At 55.5% G+C, this 15,212-nt stretch carries 19 protein-coding genes and 1 pseudogene; 7 read left to right on the forward strand and 13 right to left on the reverse strand.

The window, feature by feature from the left end; all coding sequences use genetic code 11:
• Positions 1-53 precede the first annotated feature (53 nt).
• The 3 genes from SK62_RS07500 to SK62_RS07510 are packed head-to-tail and all read left to right on the forward strand — an operon-like array spanning position 54 to position 2,704.
• Positions 54-755 carry a phosphohydrolase gene (locus SK62_RS07500; protein ID WP_047718232.1) on the forward strand — a complete coding sequence of 234 codons (702 nt, stop codon included), beginning with the start codon at positions 54-56 and terminating at the stop codon, positions 753-755.
• A gap of 43 nt (positions 756-798) precedes the next feature.
• Positions 799-2,232 carry a DNA cytosine methyltransferase gene (locus SK62_RS07505; RefSeq protein ID WP_086524581.1) on the forward strand — a complete coding sequence of 478 codons (1,434 nt, stop codon included), beginning with the start codon at positions 799-801 and terminating at the stop codon, positions 2,230-2,232.
• Positions 2,213-2,704, forward strand: a complete 492-nt coding sequence (locus SK62_RS07510; RefSeq protein ID WP_017383335.1) for a very short patch repair endonuclease — start codon at positions 2,213-2,215, stop codon at positions 2,702-2,704. The genes SK62_RS07505 and SK62_RS07510 overlap by 20 nt, the downstream gene beginning before the upstream one ends.
• Here the strand turns inward: SK62_RS07510 and yedA are convergent.
• Entirely contained in the window at positions 2,676-3,590 is a 915-nt protein-coding gene (yedA, locus tag SK62_RS07515) for a drug/metabolite exporter YedA (RefSeq protein WP_023303927.1), read from the reverse strand. The genes SK62_RS07510 and yedA overlap by 29 nt on opposite strands.
• 178 nt (positions 3,591-3,768) lie before the next feature.
• On the opposite strand from yedA, the gene SK62_RS07520 reads away from it, so the two are divergent.
• The 3 genes from SK62_RS07520 to dgcQ all read left to right on the forward strand — a co-directional run bounded on the left by SK62_RS07520 (position 3,769) and on the right by dgcQ (position 6,725).
• On the forward strand, positions 3,769-4,680 hold the full coding sequence (locus SK62_RS07520; protein ID WP_017383336.1) for a DUF808 domain-containing protein: 912 nt from the start codon (positions 3,769-3,771) through the stop codon (positions 4,678-4,680).
• Between the two features lie 77 nt (positions 4,681-4,757).
• A complete protein-coding gene (locus SK62_RS07525; protein WP_003859574.1) occupies positions 4,758-4,940 on the forward strand; it encodes a YodC family protein in 183 nt (60 codons plus the stop codon).
• A gap of 84 nt (positions 4,941-5,024) precedes the next feature.
• A complete protein-coding gene (gene dgcQ, locus SK62_RS07530; RefSeq protein ID WP_047718230.1) occupies positions 5,025-6,725 on the forward strand; it encodes a cellulose biosynthesis regulator diguanylate cyclase DgcQ in 1,701 nt (566 codons plus the stop codon).
• On the opposite strand, the gene SK62_RS07535 is transcribed toward dgcQ, so the two are convergent.
• The gene (locus SK62_RS07535; protein WP_047718229.1) at positions 6,710-7,510 is read right to left on the reverse strand and encodes a mannosyl-3-phosphoglycerate phosphatase-related protein; all 801 of its coding nucleotides are present in this window, start codon (positions 7,508-7,510) and stop codon (positions 6,710-6,712) included. The two genes, dgcQ and SK62_RS07535, sit on opposite strands and share 16 nt — an antisense overlap.
• Before the next feature lie 294 nt (positions 7,511-7,804).
• Positions 7,805-8,032 (reverse strand): YodD family peroxide/acid resistance protein, encoded by a 228-nt coding sequence (gene yodD, locus SK62_RS07540; protein WP_017383339.1) that lies wholly within the window; start codon positions 8,030-8,032, stop codon positions 7,805-7,807.
• Positions 8,033-8,160: 128 nt separating this feature from the next.
• On the opposite strand from yodD, the gene dsrB reads away from it, so the two are divergent.
• Positions 8,161-8,349, forward strand: a complete 189-nt coding sequence (gene dsrB, locus SK62_RS07545; RefSeq protein ID WP_003859583.1) for a protein DsrB — start codon at positions 8,161-8,163, stop codon at positions 8,347-8,349.
• A 99-nt stretch (positions 8,350-8,448) separates the two neighbouring features.
• On the opposite strand, the gene rcsA is transcribed toward dsrB, so the two are convergent.
• The 10 genes and pseudogenes from rcsA to fliJ form a co-directional block, all read right to left on the reverse strand.
• Complete coding sequence (gene rcsA / locus SK62_RS07550) at positions 8,449-9,072, reverse strand: transcriptional regulator RcsA (RefSeq protein ID WP_017383340.1); 624 nt, start codon at positions 9,070-9,072, stop codon at positions 8,449-8,451.
• A gap of 290 nt (positions 9,073-9,362) precedes the next feature.
• Positions 9,363-10,155 (reverse strand): annotated as a pseudogene (fliR, locus tag SK62_RS07555) (flagellar biosynthetic protein FliR); the annotation flags it as partial.
• Between the two features lie 6 nt (positions 10,156-10,161).
• Positions 10,162-10,431 carry a flagellar biosynthesis protein FliQ gene (fliQ, locus tag SK62_RS07560; protein WP_003859587.1) on the reverse strand — a complete coding sequence of 90 codons (270 nt, stop codon included), beginning with the start codon at positions 10,429-10,431 and terminating at the stop codon, positions 10,162-10,164.
• Positions 10,432-10,441: 10 nt separating this feature from the next.
• Positions 10,442-11,179 (reverse strand): flagellar type III secretion system pore protein FliP, encoded by a 738-nt coding sequence (gene fliP / locus SK62_RS07565; protein WP_015572437.1) that lies wholly within the window; start codon positions 11,177-11,179, stop codon positions 10,442-10,444.
• Positions 11,179-11,553, reverse strand: a complete 375-nt coding sequence (gene fliO / locus SK62_RS07570) for a flagellar biosynthetic protein FliO (RefSeq protein ID WP_015572438.1) — start codon at positions 11,551-11,553, stop codon at positions 11,179-11,181. The genes fliP and fliO overlap by 1 nt, the downstream gene beginning before the upstream one ends.
• 2 nt (positions 11,554-11,555) lie before the next feature.
• Complete coding sequence (gene fliN, locus SK62_RS07575; RefSeq protein WP_014884399.1) at positions 11,556-11,969, reverse strand: flagellar motor switch protein FliN; 414 nt, start codon at positions 11,967-11,969, stop codon at positions 11,556-11,558.
• Positions 11,966-12,970 carry a flagellar motor switch protein FliM gene (gene fliM / locus SK62_RS07580; protein WP_003859594.1) on the reverse strand — a complete coding sequence of 335 codons (1,005 nt, stop codon included), beginning with the start codon at positions 12,968-12,970 and terminating at the stop codon, positions 11,966-11,968. The genes fliN and fliM overlap by 4 nt, the downstream gene beginning before the upstream one ends.
• 4 nt (positions 12,971-12,974) lie before the next feature.
• On the reverse strand, positions 12,975-13,445 hold the full coding sequence (fliL, locus tag SK62_RS07585) for a flagellar basal body-associated protein FliL (RefSeq protein ID WP_003859598.1): 471 nt from the start codon (positions 13,443-13,445) through the stop codon (positions 12,975-12,977).
• Between the two features lie 106 nt (positions 13,446-13,551).
• A complete protein-coding gene (fliK, locus tag SK62_RS07590) occupies positions 13,552-14,766 on the reverse strand; it encodes a flagellar hook length control protein FliK (RefSeq protein ID WP_023303924.1) in 1,215 nt (404 codons plus the stop codon).
• Positions 14,763-15,206 (reverse strand): flagellar export protein FliJ, encoded by a 444-nt coding sequence (gene fliJ / locus SK62_RS07595; protein WP_006811155.1) that lies wholly within the window; start codon positions 15,204-15,206, stop codon positions 14,763-14,765. The genes fliK and fliJ overlap by 4 nt, the downstream gene beginning before the upstream one ends.
• Positions 15,207-15,212: the final 6 nt, after the last annotated feature.

Here is a 15,212-nt window from a genome sequence, read left to right on the forward strand (position 1 = left end):
TTTTAATTCGGGTGTATTATAATTCACTCACTTTTGAGCAACAGGATGGGATGATGGAACTTGCGCAGTGGCAGCACCGTTATGAGCGCTGGCTCGACGAAAATCATTTTACTGATGATGCGGCGCACGATATCGCCCATTTTCGCCGCGTCTGGATGACCGCGCAGGCCATAATGGCTGACGAGGATAGCGATCCGCTGGTTGTGCTGACCGCATGCTACTTCCATGACATTGTCAGCCTGCCGAAAAATCACCCGCAACGTAGCCACTCCTCGCGGCTGGCAGCGCGAAAAACGCGCGAGATCCTCAGTCGCGATTTTCCTGATTTTCCGCCCGATCGTTATGCAGCCGTTGAACATGCCATTGAAGCGCACAGCTTCAGTGCCGGTATCGCGCCGCAAAGCCTGGAGGCCAAAATTGTGCAGGATGCCGACCGGCTGGAGGCGTTAGGCGCTATCGGCCTGGCGCGCGTCTTTGCCGTCTCCGGTGCGCTGGGCGCCGCGCTGTTTGATGCCGACGACCCCTTTGCCGGAACACGAGAGCTGGATGATAAAGCCTTCGCGCTCGACCACTTTCAGACCAAACTCCTGCGCCTGCCGGACACCATGCAAACCGCGCGGGGGCGCGAACTTGCGCGTCACAATGCCGATTTCCTGATCCAGTTTATGGCGAAGCTGAGTGCCGAATTACAGGGCGATTACCTCGGAACCGACAGCCAGATATTGACCCATTTCCGTCGCAGTGTGCGATCCTGAACTGTGGTACTCTGTTTTCTGTCTTTATTGTCCGGTTAAGAGAATGCAGGAAAATCGATCAGTGACTGTGCCCGCGCCTGAGCGGGTTGAGAAATCAACGGCAGCCGTGCAGGCACTCCTGCGTCAGCTGCTGGAAATGTATGATGCTAAAACGCTGGCAAACCAGCTGGTGGCCCATGGCGAGAGCCACTGGAGCCCGGCGATACTCAAGCGGCTGCTGATAAGCGACAGGGCAGGTCACCGCCTGAGCGATGGTGAGTTCCGCTATCTGCAAAATTTGCTGCCGCGTCCGCCTGCTGCGCATCCAAATTATGCCTTTCGCTTTATCGATCTCTTTGCCGGTATCGGCGGCATTCGCCATGGCTTTGAAGCTATTGGCGGGCAGTGTGTATTCACCAGTGAATGGAACAAACATGCCGTCCGTACCTATAAAGCCAACTGGTATTGCGATCCCGACGCGCACCAGTTCAACGCGGATATTCGGGATGTCACGCTGAGCCACAAAACCGGCGTCAGCGATGAAGAGGCCGCCGAACACATTCGCAATACCATTCCGGCGCACGATGTGCTGCTGGCGGGCTTTCCGTGTCAGCCGTTCTCGCTGGCTGGCGTGTCGAAGAAGAACGCGCTGGGACGCGCACACGGCTTTGCCTGCGATACGCAGGGCACACTGTTCTTTGATGTTGCCCGGATCATTGATGCCCGCCGCCCGGCAATTTTTGTCCTGGAGAACGTCAAGAATTTAAAGAGTCATGACGGCGGCAAAACCTTCCGCATTATCATGCAAACGCTGGATGAACTGGGTTATGACGTGGCGGATGCAGAGGACATGGGGCCGGACGATCCGAAAATTATCGACGGCAAACACTTCCTGCCGCAGCACCGCGAACGCATCGTGCTGGTGGGCTTCCGCCGCGATCTCAATCTGAAAGGCGATTTTACGCTGCGTGATTTGCCTTCGCTGTATCCGGCGCGCCGACCGACGGTGGCCGATCTGCTGGAGCCCGCCGTCGATGCGAAATTCATTCTGACCCCGGTGCTGTGGAAATACCTCTATCGCTATGCCAAAAAGCATCAGGCCAAAGGCAATGGCTTTGGGTTTGGCATGGTCAATCCGCTTAATCCTGACAGCGTGACGCGTACGCTGTCGGCGCGCTATTACAAAGATGGTGCGGAAATTCTTATCGATCGCGGCTGGGATAAGGCGCTGGGCGAAAAAGATTTTGACGATCCCCAGAACCAACAGCACCGACCGCGGCGCTTAACGCCGCGCGAGTGCGCCCGCTTAATGGGCTTTGAGACGCCGCAGGGCTACAGTTTTCGCATCCCGGTATCAGATACCCAGGCCTATCGTCAGTTTGGCAACTCGGTGGTGGTGCCAGCCTTTGCCGCGGTAGCTAAACTGCTGGCCTCACGCATCAGCAAGGCCGTTCAGCTTCGTCAGAGCGAGGCCGTCGATGGCGGACGTTCACAATAAGGCCACGCGCAGTAAAAACATGCGTGCCATCGGCACGCGTGATACCGCGATTGAAAAACGGATCGCGGGCCTTCTGACCGCCGCCGGGTTTGAATTCAGGGTTCAGGATGCCACGCTTGCGGGGCGTCCTGATTTCGTCATCGACGCGTACCAGTGCATCATCTTTACCCACGGCTGTTTCTGGCATCATCACGACTGCTATCTGTTTAAAGTCCCGGCGACACGCACCGACTTCTGGCTGGAGAAGATTGGCAGAAACGTCGAGCGTGATAAACGCGATGTTTCGCAGCTTTACGCTCAGGGCTGGCGGGTGCTGATTGTCTGGGAGTGCGCGCTGCGCGGAAGAATGAAGCTCAATGACGTGGAACTGACGGAGCGGCTGGAAGAGTGGATCTGCGGCGGCGGTCAGGCCGCGCAGATCGATACCCAGGGCATTCACCCGATCACGGTTTCTCCACCTCACACCTCGTGACAATCGGTTTCGCGGGCAGCAAATATTTACCCAGCGTGACCAGTACCACGGCAAAGACAATCACACCCAGCGCCAGCCATTCAATCGTCGACAGCACTTCGCCCGCAAAACCGGTACCCAGCAGCACGGCCACCACCGGGTTAACGTAGGCGTAGCTGGTGGCAACCGCCGGTGAGACGTTGCGGATCAGGTACATATAGGCGTTAATGGCGATAATCGAGCCAAACAGCGCCAGATACCCGACGGCCAGGAAACCTGAAAGGTCTGGCATCGCCGTCAGTTTTTCACCCGTCAACGCGGAGGCCATCAGCAGCACAATGCCTGCCGCGAGCATCTCAATCGCACCCGCCATCATCCCGGAGGGCAGCTCGATGCGGGAACCGTAGACCGAGCCGAAGGCCCAGCTCATGGAGCCGATCATGATCAGAACGGCAGCCCAGGGGTTCCCGCTCAGGTTACCGCCGCTGTTCAGCAGGATGATACCCACAAGCCCAATTGCGATGCCCAGCCATTCGAGCTTACGGGTGCGGATCCCGAAGAGACGACTAAAGCAGAGCGTAAACAGCGGCACGGTCGCGACAACCACCGCGGCGATGCCCGACGGCACGTTTTGGTGTTCGGCGACGGTTACCGCGCCATTGCCCACCGCCAGCAGCAGCAGGCCAATCAGGGCGGCGTTAAGCAAGGGACGCAGCGGCGGTAGCCGGTGGCCGCGCAGCAATAAAAACGCCATCAGCAGCACGCCAGCCGTAAGGAAACGAATACCGGCCATCATCAGCGGGGGCCAGCTTTCCACGCCTATACGAATGACAAAATAGGTGGATCCCCAAATGATATACAGGGAAAAGAGTGCTCCAATGAGCGGTAATAAATGCCGGAAACGCATAGTCCCTCACGACGAAATAAAAAGTTCGCTCATAGTTAACGCCAAAACTATCAGCCTGGCGAGTGCTTTAATTGTGTTGTTGATGTGAAATTTTTGTTGACGCGCGGTGCCAGTTTCCGGGCGGTGAGTTTTGTTCCATACTATTCACTTAATTAGCAAAAAAAGAAGGAAAGAGATTTTGGCAGGAAGTAGCTTATTAACATTACTGGACGACATCGCCACCTTGCTGGATGACATTTCGGTTATGGGAAAACTGGCGGCGAAAAAGACCGCCGGGGTACTGGGAGATGATTTGTCGCTTAACGCGCAGCAGGTCAGCGGCGTGCGGGCGAACCGTGAGTTGCCGGTGGTGTGGGGCGTTGCGAAAGGGTCCTTTATTAACAAGGTGATCCTCGTTCCGCTGGCGCTGCTGATTAGCGCCTTTATACCCTGGGCCATTACGCCCCTGCTGATGATTGGCGGGGCGTTCCTGTGCTTCGAGGGTGCCGAAAAAGTGTTGCATATGTTCGCTGCACGCAAAGAGAAAGACACCCCGGAAATGCGCCAGCAGCGTCTGGAAGCGCTGGCCGCGCAGGATCCAAAAACGTTTGAACGCGATAAGGTCAAAGGCGCGATCCGCACGGACTTTATCCTCTCGGCCGAGATTGTGGCGATTACGCTGGGGATCGTCTCTGATGCCCCTCTGATGAACCAGGTGCTGATCCTGTCCGGCATTGCGATCCTCGTGACGATAGGGGTTTATGGCCTGGTCGGGCTGATCGTCAAGCTGGACGATATCGGCTTCTGGCTGGAAAAAAAATCCAGCGCAATTGCGCGCGGCATTGGGAAAAGCCTGCTGGTGCTGGCGCCGTGGCTGATGAAAACCTTGTCGGTGGTGGGAACCCTGGCGATGTTCCTGGTCGGCGGCGGAATTATCGTGCACGGTGTTGCTTCGCTGCATCACATGATTGAACATTTTGCGTCAGGCCAGGGAGCGGTAGTCGCTGCGATCCTGCCCACACTGCTTAACCTCGTACTGGGCTTTATCGTCGGTCTGATTGTGGTAGCCGTTGTTAAGCTGGTTGAAAAAGTACGCGGGAAATCGCATTAATTATTGCTGACCCCGGATGCAAAAAGACTATTCCTCGTCTAAATTGAAAACGTTTCACCCTGATACAGGAGGCAGGTATGGTCTTTTTGATCAGTGATGAAGTTAAGCCCAAAAATGGTGGTCCAGGTATGATCGTCACCGGGTATTCCAGCGGAATGGTGGAGTGTCGGTGGCATGATGGATACGGCATTAAGCGGGAGGCTTTTCGCGAAGACGAGCTTCAGCCTGCTAATAAAAGGCAAAAACGCGACAAGGCTTAATCACACAACGCCCGGCCTTGCCGGGCGTTTTTACTGGCAGAAGACTTATCATATCGGATGGTGAGCGACAATCAGGGAGTGTGTGTGCAGCACGATACCTTTGTTGTAAAACAATCTTTTTTGCAGTGGCTGCATAAGCGTAGCAATCCCCGTTTGATTGTTAACCTCTGTTTTATCGTTGTCCTGATCTTTTCCACCCTCCTGACCTGGCGCGAAGTTGTGGTACTGGAAGATGCTTATATCTCCAGCCAGCGTAACCATCTGGAAACGGTTGCCAGTGCGCTGGACAGACAGCTTCAGTTCAGCGTCGATAAGATATTGTTTTTTCGCCACAGCATGCGTGATGCGCTGGAAACGCCGCTGGCGTTTGGCGTGCTGCATGATGCGGTAAAGCGTTTTGCGCATTTGCGTACGTCCCCCAGCTGGCAAATTGCGGTTGATAAACAGCGCACGTTACCGATCAACGGTGTTTCGGATGCCTTCGTTGAAAAGACGACCCTTCTGAACCGTGATGATGAGTACCTTGATAATGAACTGTCCGCCGCGCTTGAAGTGGGGTATTTGCTGCGTCTGGCATCCAGCCCTTCCCGCAACGAAGAGCGCGTGATTTATGTCTCTCGCGCCGGATTCTTTCTGGAAACGGATACGCCGGGAAATTCCAGCGATATCGTGCAGCGCTATTACCATCTGGTCACTCAGCCCTGGTTTACCCAACAGTCCGAGCGTGAAAACCGTGCGCGTGCCGTGCGCTGGTTTATCTCGCCGCCTTCCACCTTTGTCGGCAAAAAGCCGCTGATCACCGCCAGCGTGCCGGTTTATTACAATCACGTCTGGTATGGCGTGGTGGCGATGGATTTCACCTTTGCCACCCTGCGTCGCCTGCTGGTGGAAGCCGTGGGCGATAACCCGGAAGGGGAATACCAACTGTATGACAGTCGGCTTACCCAGCTTGCAACGTCTGAATCACCGGCTGCGGACGTTAATCATTTTGACGCGCGCGAATTAGCGCAGATAGCGCACGCGATAGAATCGGATTCCGAAGGCGGCATTCGCCTGGGGAGTCGTTTTGTGAGCTGGGAGCGTCTCGACCATTTTGATGGCATCGTCCTGCGCGTGCACACCCTGGATGAAGGGGTGCGCGGTGATTTCGGCAGCATCAGCATTGTGCTGGCATTGCTTTGGGCGCTGTTCACCGCGATGCTGCTCATCTCATGGCTGGTGATCCGGCGCATGGTCAGTAATATGTATTCGATGCAGAACTCGCTGCAATGGCAGGCCTGGCACGACCCTCTGACCCGGCTGAATAATCGTGGGTCGCTGTTCGAGCAGGCGAAAATGCTGGCGAAGCAGTGTGAACAGCAGTCGCTGCCTTTCTCGGTCATTCAGATCGATCTTGATTGCTTCAAGAGCATCAATGATCGGTTCGGGCATCAGGCGGGTGATAAGGTGTTGTCCCATGCCGCGGGTCTGATTGCCAGCACCCTCCGGACTAAAGATATTGCCGGACGCGTCGGGGGCGAAGAGTTCTGTGTGGTGCTGCCGGGCATGACGCTTGAAGAGGCGGCGGAAGTCGCAGAGCAGATCCGCGAGCGTATCGACAGCAAAGAGATCCTGATTAAGAAAAGTACCACCCTGCGCGTAAGTGCGTCGTTTGGCGTCTCTGGCGCGCAGGAGAAGGGCAATTATCACTTCGAAAATCTGCAATCCACCGCCGATGCGCGTCTGTATGAGGCGAAACAGCGCGGGCGTAACCGGGTCATCTGGCAGGATCACGTCAAAAAGTAATAAAGCCCCTCGCACCAGCCGGTCGGCCCGGTGTGCTGAGTGTGATAAACCCGGGCGGGATCGTTGTTCTTAAGGCTGACGCCCTCCCGGTTGAAGCCTTTCACCACGACGGCAAAGCCTACGCTGTCCAGCAGCGGGGCATCATTCGGGCCGTCGCCCAGGCCCAGCGTCGTCGGTTCGGAACCCTCGTGCAGGCGATACTGGTCCACAAGCCAGTGAACCGCCGCGTCTTTGCCGCAGCAGGTGTCCAGGATATGCCAGAATCGTGCTCCCTGGACAATCTTCAGCCCCTGCCGGGCGAGTTCGGCGGCAAAGCGTTCCATTTGTTCATCACTGTCACGCCAGATCAGCGTCACGGAAGCCTCGTGTTTACGCGCAAGCACTGAGCGGGGACGACTCAGCCCAGTCCATCCGGCGACCACGCGCTCATCCACGTCATCGAAGGTGGTGAATTTAAGATGCATTTCCTGACGTACCCGGGCAATACACTGCCGGATATCGTCATGCTTCTTTTCTGAGATGAACCGTGCGGCGTTTTCCCACCGTACGTCAGGCTGGATCACCGCGCCGTTTTCCGCAATATAGGGCAACCCGCCAAGCCCCAGCTCCTGCTGGATGTCATCCATCTCGGACGCGGTTTTGCTGCTGCACAGAATGACCGGTACCTGTTCATCCATTAACTTTTCCAGCCAGGGGGCCGCAGGCTGCCAGTCGAGTGTGTGAAAATCCAACAGCGTGCCGTCGAGGTCGGTAAAAACAAGCAGAGTCTCCTCAAACGAAGGCATAACGTCTCCCGGGTGATGATTTCACCTAAGATAAATCTTAAAAAAACAGGCATTGACGCGCCGTTGAAGTGGAAACGATCCCGACAAACCCACAGGCGGCGCATGTTTATACTCATAACCAAAATTCACATGTATAAAATATAATATTCGCTAAGAGAATATATGCTTGTAAGACTATTCCGTTGGGGATAATGTCTTACCTGCATCAGATTTCCTGGTGTAACGAATTTACAAGTGCTTCTTGCATAAGCAAGTTTGATCCCGGTCATCCCCATGACCGGGATTTTTTTCGCCTTAGCGGTTCGTCTCCGAGACGCTAAAGTCATGGATATCCAGCTCGAATGCTTCAGCCAGTTCACGGTAGGTATGGTAATCCCTACCATTGACCACGACACGGTCGGAATTATCCTCCGCGCGATGAACTTCGGACTCACTGATTTCATTGATGGCGGCAAGCAGGGCATCGACATCCACTTCAACCTCACGCTTAATGGTGTCGCTGTACTCTTTGTCGGTCTTCATGGCGGGTTCCTCATTTAATCGTCTCAACAGTTAAGTATAGACCGCACACAAAAACGCCATTCGCGCCAGGTGGCGATGCCAGGCAATGCAATTTGTTCTACACTGGCTCAAAACCACAGGAGGAATGTATGAAGGTCAACGATCGGGTAACCGTCAAAACGGACGGTGGGCCGCGCCGCCCGGGCGTGGTGCTGGCTATAGAAGAGTTTAATGAAGGCACAATGTATCTGGTGTCGCTGGAAGATTACCCGCTCGGCATCTGGTTCTTCAACGAACTGGGGCACCCGGATGGGATCTTTGTGGAAACGGCGGAATAGGGCGGCGTCGGGGGCGTCTTCTCCCCGGCTCCGGCTCCTGAAAAGCAAAATCTCTGGCCAGGCCAGAGATCAAGGTAGGGTACAACATGGCCGTGCAAATTAGCGCATATTAACGAAAATCCCATTCGTCACATTATCTGTCAGGCGTACGACATGGTATATGACTTGCTTATTATGCGTTTTAATTTTCCTTTTAATATTTCCTTTGTGTGACGATACTGTTTTTGCCTTGATATTCATCTGGTCTGAGATCTGAATTGTCCCTTGTCCAGCCATCCACATTCTTAGCATACTTGATTCAGTTCTGCTTAATGATAGGGTGGGTAAGTTAACCGCCCCTACATTCTTAACTTCTTTATTCAAATAATCGCCCAGGATATCATCAAGCGACTCTGGTTTAATCGATTTCGAACTGATTAATAAGTTTTTACGCACCAACAAATACTCATCGAAATGAATATTGGCGATCGCCATAAAAACAATAAACAGGGTCTTAGGATGCTGATTAATGATCTGCTTAATGTGCTGACTGTTAGCGGGGTCGTGAATGAAACAGTCCTCATTAATAAACACCACGCCGGGCTTGTGGGCGTCACAAGCGGCTGCGAGTTCTTCAACGGTGTGTGCATCGTTGATGTCTCTCTTTCTTACCCCTCTGCTTGCTAAGTACCCGGTTAACCCTAGCCGGGTGTAGCTGCATAAATCCATAATGATCGTTGACATGGCATACCCTCACTCAATGCGTAACGATAATTCACCACCTGCCTGAGAGCTCATAAACAGCCATACGGGATGGAAAAAATCTAATAAAACCTGTGAGCATGACAAAGACTTTCAGGCGAACTCACTATCCCGTAAAGTTACGTATAATTTGCCAGGAATCATCTTAAAGTAAAGTAAATATTAAGTATTGTGAGGTGGTTAGAAACATTTAAACCGCGTCAGATATATCCTGGTAGATGTTTTTCGAGATTATTTTTAGGAATATCCTCAGAAAGACATTGCAAACACTGCGGGTTATTATTTGCGTGGAAGTTCGCTGACAATATCCGCTAACAGATTGAATATCTCGCTGAATAAATGCTCGCAGAAGGGGGCGATAAGTGGCATCAATAATGACATTAATAAAAGGCCAACCGTCAAAGTCACCGGAAAGCCGATGACGAATACCGACAGCTGCGGAGCCATTCGGTTGAGTAAACCTAATGCGAGGTTAACGGTGAGCAGCAGGGTAATGATCGGCAGCGCCAGCATCAGCCCGTTGAGGAAGATCAGCCCGGCAGCCCGCACCAGCGCAAGAAACGCGTTGCTGTTTACCGGGTTGTCGCCAATCGGCAGCGTGTGGAAGGTGTCCACCAGCATCGAGATGAGCCACAGGTGGCCGTTGAACGAGAGAAACAACAGCATCGCCAGCAGGTCGATAATACGCGCCAGCACGGGCATATTCAGATGGCTGCCCGGGTCAACGAACGTCGCGAAAGACAGGCCCATCTGCAAACCGATAAGTTCACCCGCCGTTCGTACCGCGGCGAAGGCGAGCTGCATCGTAAACCCGACCGCCACGCCAATCATCACCTGTTGCAGGGCAATCCAGATCGCATTCGGGGAAAAGATCGGGATATCCACCGCCGGCAGGGTAGGGGCAACGATAATCGTGATAACGATGCCCAGCCCAATTTTGACGCGTTTAGGCACCGACTTTTCACTGAGTATGGGGGCGGTGGAGATCAGCGCCATGATGCGCAGCATCGGCCAGAAATAGATCCCGAGCCACTGAACAAACTGATCGCTGGTGAAATGCAGCATCGTCCGTCAGCCGATGATGTAAGGCAGATTGGTGAACAGGTTGCGCATATAGTCCAGCAGCAAATTGAGCATCCATGGCCCGGCAACGATAATCGCCACGAAGACGGCAATGATCTTCGGGATGAACGACAGGGTCATTTCGTTAATCTGCGTGGCGGCCTGGAGAATACTGATAATCAGACCGGTGACCAGCGCAACCAGCAGCAGGGGCGCGGCGACGGCAATCGCGACTTTCATCGCCTCCGTGCCCATCATCATGACCGACTCAGGCGTCATTGCGCGCTCCTCAACTGTAGAAACTCTGCGCCAGCGAGCTGACCAGCAGCTGCCAGCCGTCGACCAGCACGAACAGCATGATCTTAAAGGGCAGGGCAATGGTTGCGGGCGGGACCATCATCATCCCGAGCGCCATCAGGACGCTGGCGATCACCAGGTCAATAATCAGGAACGGAATGAAAATGGTGAAGCCAATCTGGAACGCCGTTTTCAGCTCACTGGTCACATACGCCGGGAGCAGAATGCGCATCGGCACCGCTTCCGGCCCCTGTAACTCACCGGTGTTAGCGAGACGGGCAAACAGGGCCAGATCCGCTTCGCGCGTCTGGCGAAGCATAAATTCACGTAATGGCTGCGCGCCCTTTTCCAGGGCAACCTGCATGGAAATTTTATCTTCGCTGAACGGCTGGTAGGCCTCGGTGTAAATCTTGTCGATCACCGGCGACATAATGAAAAAGGTCAGGAACAGGGCTAAACCCAGCAGCACCTGATTGGGCGGCGCGGACGGCGTGCCGAGCGCGTTGCGCAGCAGGCCAAACACAATGATAATGCGGGTGAAGCTGGTCATCATTAGCAGGATCGCCGGGATAAAGGTCAGCGAGGTGATGAATACCAGCGTCTGCACGGACAGGGACCAGCTTTGCCCCCCGTTCGCCAGCGGCGTGGAAACCAGCCCCGGCAGTTGCGCATACACAGAGGGCGCGAACAGACCCAGGCCTGTCAGCGTAAGGAATAACAAACGGCGCATCAGGATCTCCCGGGACGCTTGAGCAAACTCTTCATTACGGACTGGAAATCCGCAGGGGCCTGGGCGTTAGCCTCCACCGTGACAGGCGCAGGGGGGAGCGTGTGAAGGACGTTAATGCTGGAGGCGGTCACGCCCAGCACCAGTCGTGCATCTTCCACCTCCACAATGACCACGCGCTCGCGCGGTCCTAGCGGGGTGCTGGCGCTGACCTTCAACCCGCGGGTACCGGCCGTTTTCCCCGCCAGACCGAAACGCTTTGCCAGCCAGGCGGCGATAAGGATAAAGGCAATAATACCGAACAGCGCGCCGCTCACCTGGAGCAGCGGTGAGCCGGGTACGGCGGAGGGCGCGGACAGTGTTGCCTGGGTTTTCATACTTAACGACTCAGACGACGCATGCGTTCGGAAGGGGTAATGATGTCGGTGATACGTACGCCGTATTTATCGGCCACCACCACTACTTCGCCCTGTGCAATCAGGTAGCCGTTGATCAGAATATCCAGCGGCTCACCCGCTAAACCGTCAAGCGCCACCACGGAACCCTGCGTCAGGCGCAGCAGCTCTTTAATGGTCATGCGGGTGCGACCCAGCTCAACGGTCAGCTTGACCGGAATGTCCATAATCAGGTCGATGTCCTGCAACGTGCCGCTGACGTCGCCGCCGCCTAACTGCTGAAAGACCGCGTCTGCCGCGCTTTTCGTCGGCGTCGCTTTCTGCTCGTTTAACGCGTCAGCCCACAGATCGTCCAGTGCTCCGCTGTTTTCATCGGACGGATTGTTCATGTCACTCATTTGGGCTGTTCCTCATTCAGCGAATTCAAAATCGGGTTGATCAAGTGCTCAACGCGTAACGCATACTGGCCGTTAATCGTGCCGTACTGGCTTGTCAGCACGGGTACGCCATCCACATGGGCAATAATGCGGTCAGGTTTATCTATCGGCAAAACGTCGCCGGGTTGTAATTTCAGGATCTGCGATAACCGCATGGAGATGTCGGCGAAGTTGGCCACCAGCTCCAGCTGCGAATGCTGCACCTGACGCACCAGGTTTTCACGCCAGTTCTGATCTTCGTGACGTGAGTTCTCCAGCGGCGGGTTCACCAGCAGTTCGCGCAGCGGTTCAATCATGCTGAACGGCAGGCAGATGTTGAACTCGCCCGTCAGGTTGCCGATCTCGACGTGGAACGGGGTGTTCACGACGATGTCATTCGGGGAGGTGGTGATGTTGGTAAACTTCACCTGCATCTCGGAACGCACGTACTCCACTTCCAGCGGGTTAATCGCTTTCCACGCGTCGCTGTAGGATTCCAGCGCCAGCTTCAGCATGCGGTTAATCACACGCTGTTCGGTATGGGTAAACTCGCGGCCTTCCACTTTGGTCGGGAAACGGCCATCGCCACCGAACAGGTTATCCACCGCGATGAACACCAGGCTTGGCGAGAACACAACCAGGCCGGTACCGCGCAGCGGTTTCAGATGGATCAGGTTAAGGTTGGTTGGCACCGGCAGGTTGCGGGCAAACTCATGATACGGCTGAATGCGGATCGCACCGACGGTGATATCCGGGCTACGACGCAGCAGGTTAAACAACCCCATACGGAATTGACGTGCGAAACGTTCGTTGATGATCTCCAGCGCCTGTAAACGCTCGCGCACCACACGACGCTGGGTATTGGGATCGTAGGGACGAATATTATCATCGCCGGTCAGACCCGGTTTCGGTTCGTCACTTTTATCGCTGTCGCCGTTGAGCAGCGCATCGATTTCTGCCTGAGAAAGAATACTGTCGCCCATGTCGTTACCGCAGAATGAAGGCTGTATACAGAACGTCAGTGACTTCCTGCTTAGGTTGGCCGTTTACCAGCGGGGTCGCCAGCGTCTGTTTTATGGCATCGACCAGCTTTTGCTTGCCCACATCGGTGGCGAGCGCGGAGGCATCCTGACGAGAAAACAGCAGCAGCAGACGGCTACGCACTTCTGGCAGGTAGTCGTTCAGGCGTGCACGGGTCGCTTCATCTTTCAGACGCAGCGTAATACCCACGTAAAGCACGCGATCCGCATCGCCCAGGTTCACGGTGAACGTATCCAGCGGGTAGAAGACCGGCGCCGGTGGAGGCGGCGCTTCAGCTTTGGCGGCCGCGCTGGAGGGTTCCTGCTGCATACGCCAGTAACTGTAGCCTGCGGTGGCGCAGGCCGCGAGGGTAATCAACACCAGCAGCGGGATCCAGATGGAACGCTTGCTTTTTTTGGTGATAGCGGAGTCTGTCATCTGATACGAGCTTCCTGTTTCGGTACAGCTTAATACGGTGATTATCCCGTGTCCGGCTTAGGTCAAAGCGTGGAAAAGACGGGGATAATCACGTTACCTCTGGCGTTTAGGCAAAGATGTCTACGGCACGGCTGCCGCGCGCGGCGGATTGCAGGGCGGCAGGGGCAGGCAATAACTCTTCACTCTCATCGTTAAACCCGCCATGCTGGCCGGAACGCGAAGCGTGCTGTTGCTGCCCGGATGAGGACTGCTGTTGCCCGGCAAAGCCCTCGCTGCTGACGCTGCTTTGGGAAAGCTGAATGCCGTTTTCCGCAAGCTGCGTGCGCAGGATCGGCAGGGCCGCTTCCAGCGCCGCGCGGACGTGGCTGTGGGGCGAAACCATCTGCAACTGCGCCTGGTTGTCATCCAGCTTAAGCGAAATTTGCACCTGACCCAGATCCTCCGGGTGCAGACGCAGCTCTGCGGTCTGCTGTCCCTGCTTTGTGAACAGGGTGATGTGCTGGCTCAGATTCTGCTGCCATTCGTGCGTGCCCAGAGGCTGGCTTAACACCGGCGCTGTCGCAACGGTAGCGGCAGGCTGTGAAGGCGCCAGGTGACTGACGATCGGCGCCAGCGTCGCGGTTGGGCTGGCGGCAGACGACGCCGCGCTCGCTACGTCCTGCTTCTCTGCGACGGCGGCGACGGCTGGCGTAACGGCTGCCGTGGCGGGCAGCGACGTGTCGCTGTCCTGAACAGGCATTTTTTCCTGACCCGTTAACGCATGGCTAAGCGGCTGATGCTGGCCGTTGTCCGTCTGGGCTAGCGCAGAGGGGAGGGCAGCTCGGGGGGCGATCTCCCCTGTGCTCGCAGGCTGCGTCGCTACCGGGGTGGTGGTCTGCTGGTGCGGTAACATCGCCATCAGCGCGCTTAACCCGGCCAGCTCCTCTTCTTCAGTCGTGGTCTCGCTGTTTGTTTTCGCCTCCGGCTGGGTCAGCGTCTTCAGCGCATCCGTATTCGCTGCGGGGTTCAGGCCGGAGACGAGGCTTTGCAGGGAGACGGCGGTATCTTCACCAGTCAGGGTCTCCTGACGGGAGAGCAGTTCGGCGATTTTGGCCTGGAGCGTGGTATCACCGTTTTTTTCCTTTGCCGCTGTCGACAGCTTGCTGCCCGCCGCTTTTAGGTCCGCCAGCGTCAGCGGGGCATCTTTGCCTTTGCCGGTGGTCTCGGTCAACGCGCCCGCCAGCAGAGAGAGAAAATCTTGCGCGCCCTCAGCGCCTTTTCCGGTCAGCGTGCCGCCGGACGGGTCGCTGTCGGTCATCAGCAGTTGTTGCAGTGTGATCATTCTGGTTTCCTCATTGATGCGCGCTGGGCAAACTCATCCATTTTTTTCTGATCCAGACGGTTTTCCGCCAGGGTCGAGGCTGCAATCTGCCGGTCCTGTAAGGTTTGCCAGGCCTGCAACCGCTGTTTTTTCTCGCGCCAGAAATTCAGCGCGGTATCGACTTTTTGCGTCCACTGGTTAAGCTGCTGGCGATGCTGCTCAATCGCCTTTTCCAGCGTCTGGATAAACTGCTGATAGTTAATCCAGCGCTGGCTACCAATGCCCTGCGTCATGTCGGTGTTAAGGTTGGTGCGATATTCATGCTGATAGTCGATTAACATCTTCAACTGTTCTTCAGCCTGCTGGCACCCGCGTCGCATTGCGCCAAGCTGCAATGCGGCATCATCAACTTCTTTTTCAGCCAGATCTTTCAGCGTTGATAACGCACTGTTCTGCGCCATGACCTT

The organism is Enterobacter sp. BIDMC109 (assembly GCF_001037885.1).
Lineage (GTDB): Bacteria > Pseudomonadota > Gammaproteobacteria > Enterobacterales > Enterobacteriaceae > Enterobacter > Enterobacter hormaechei_C.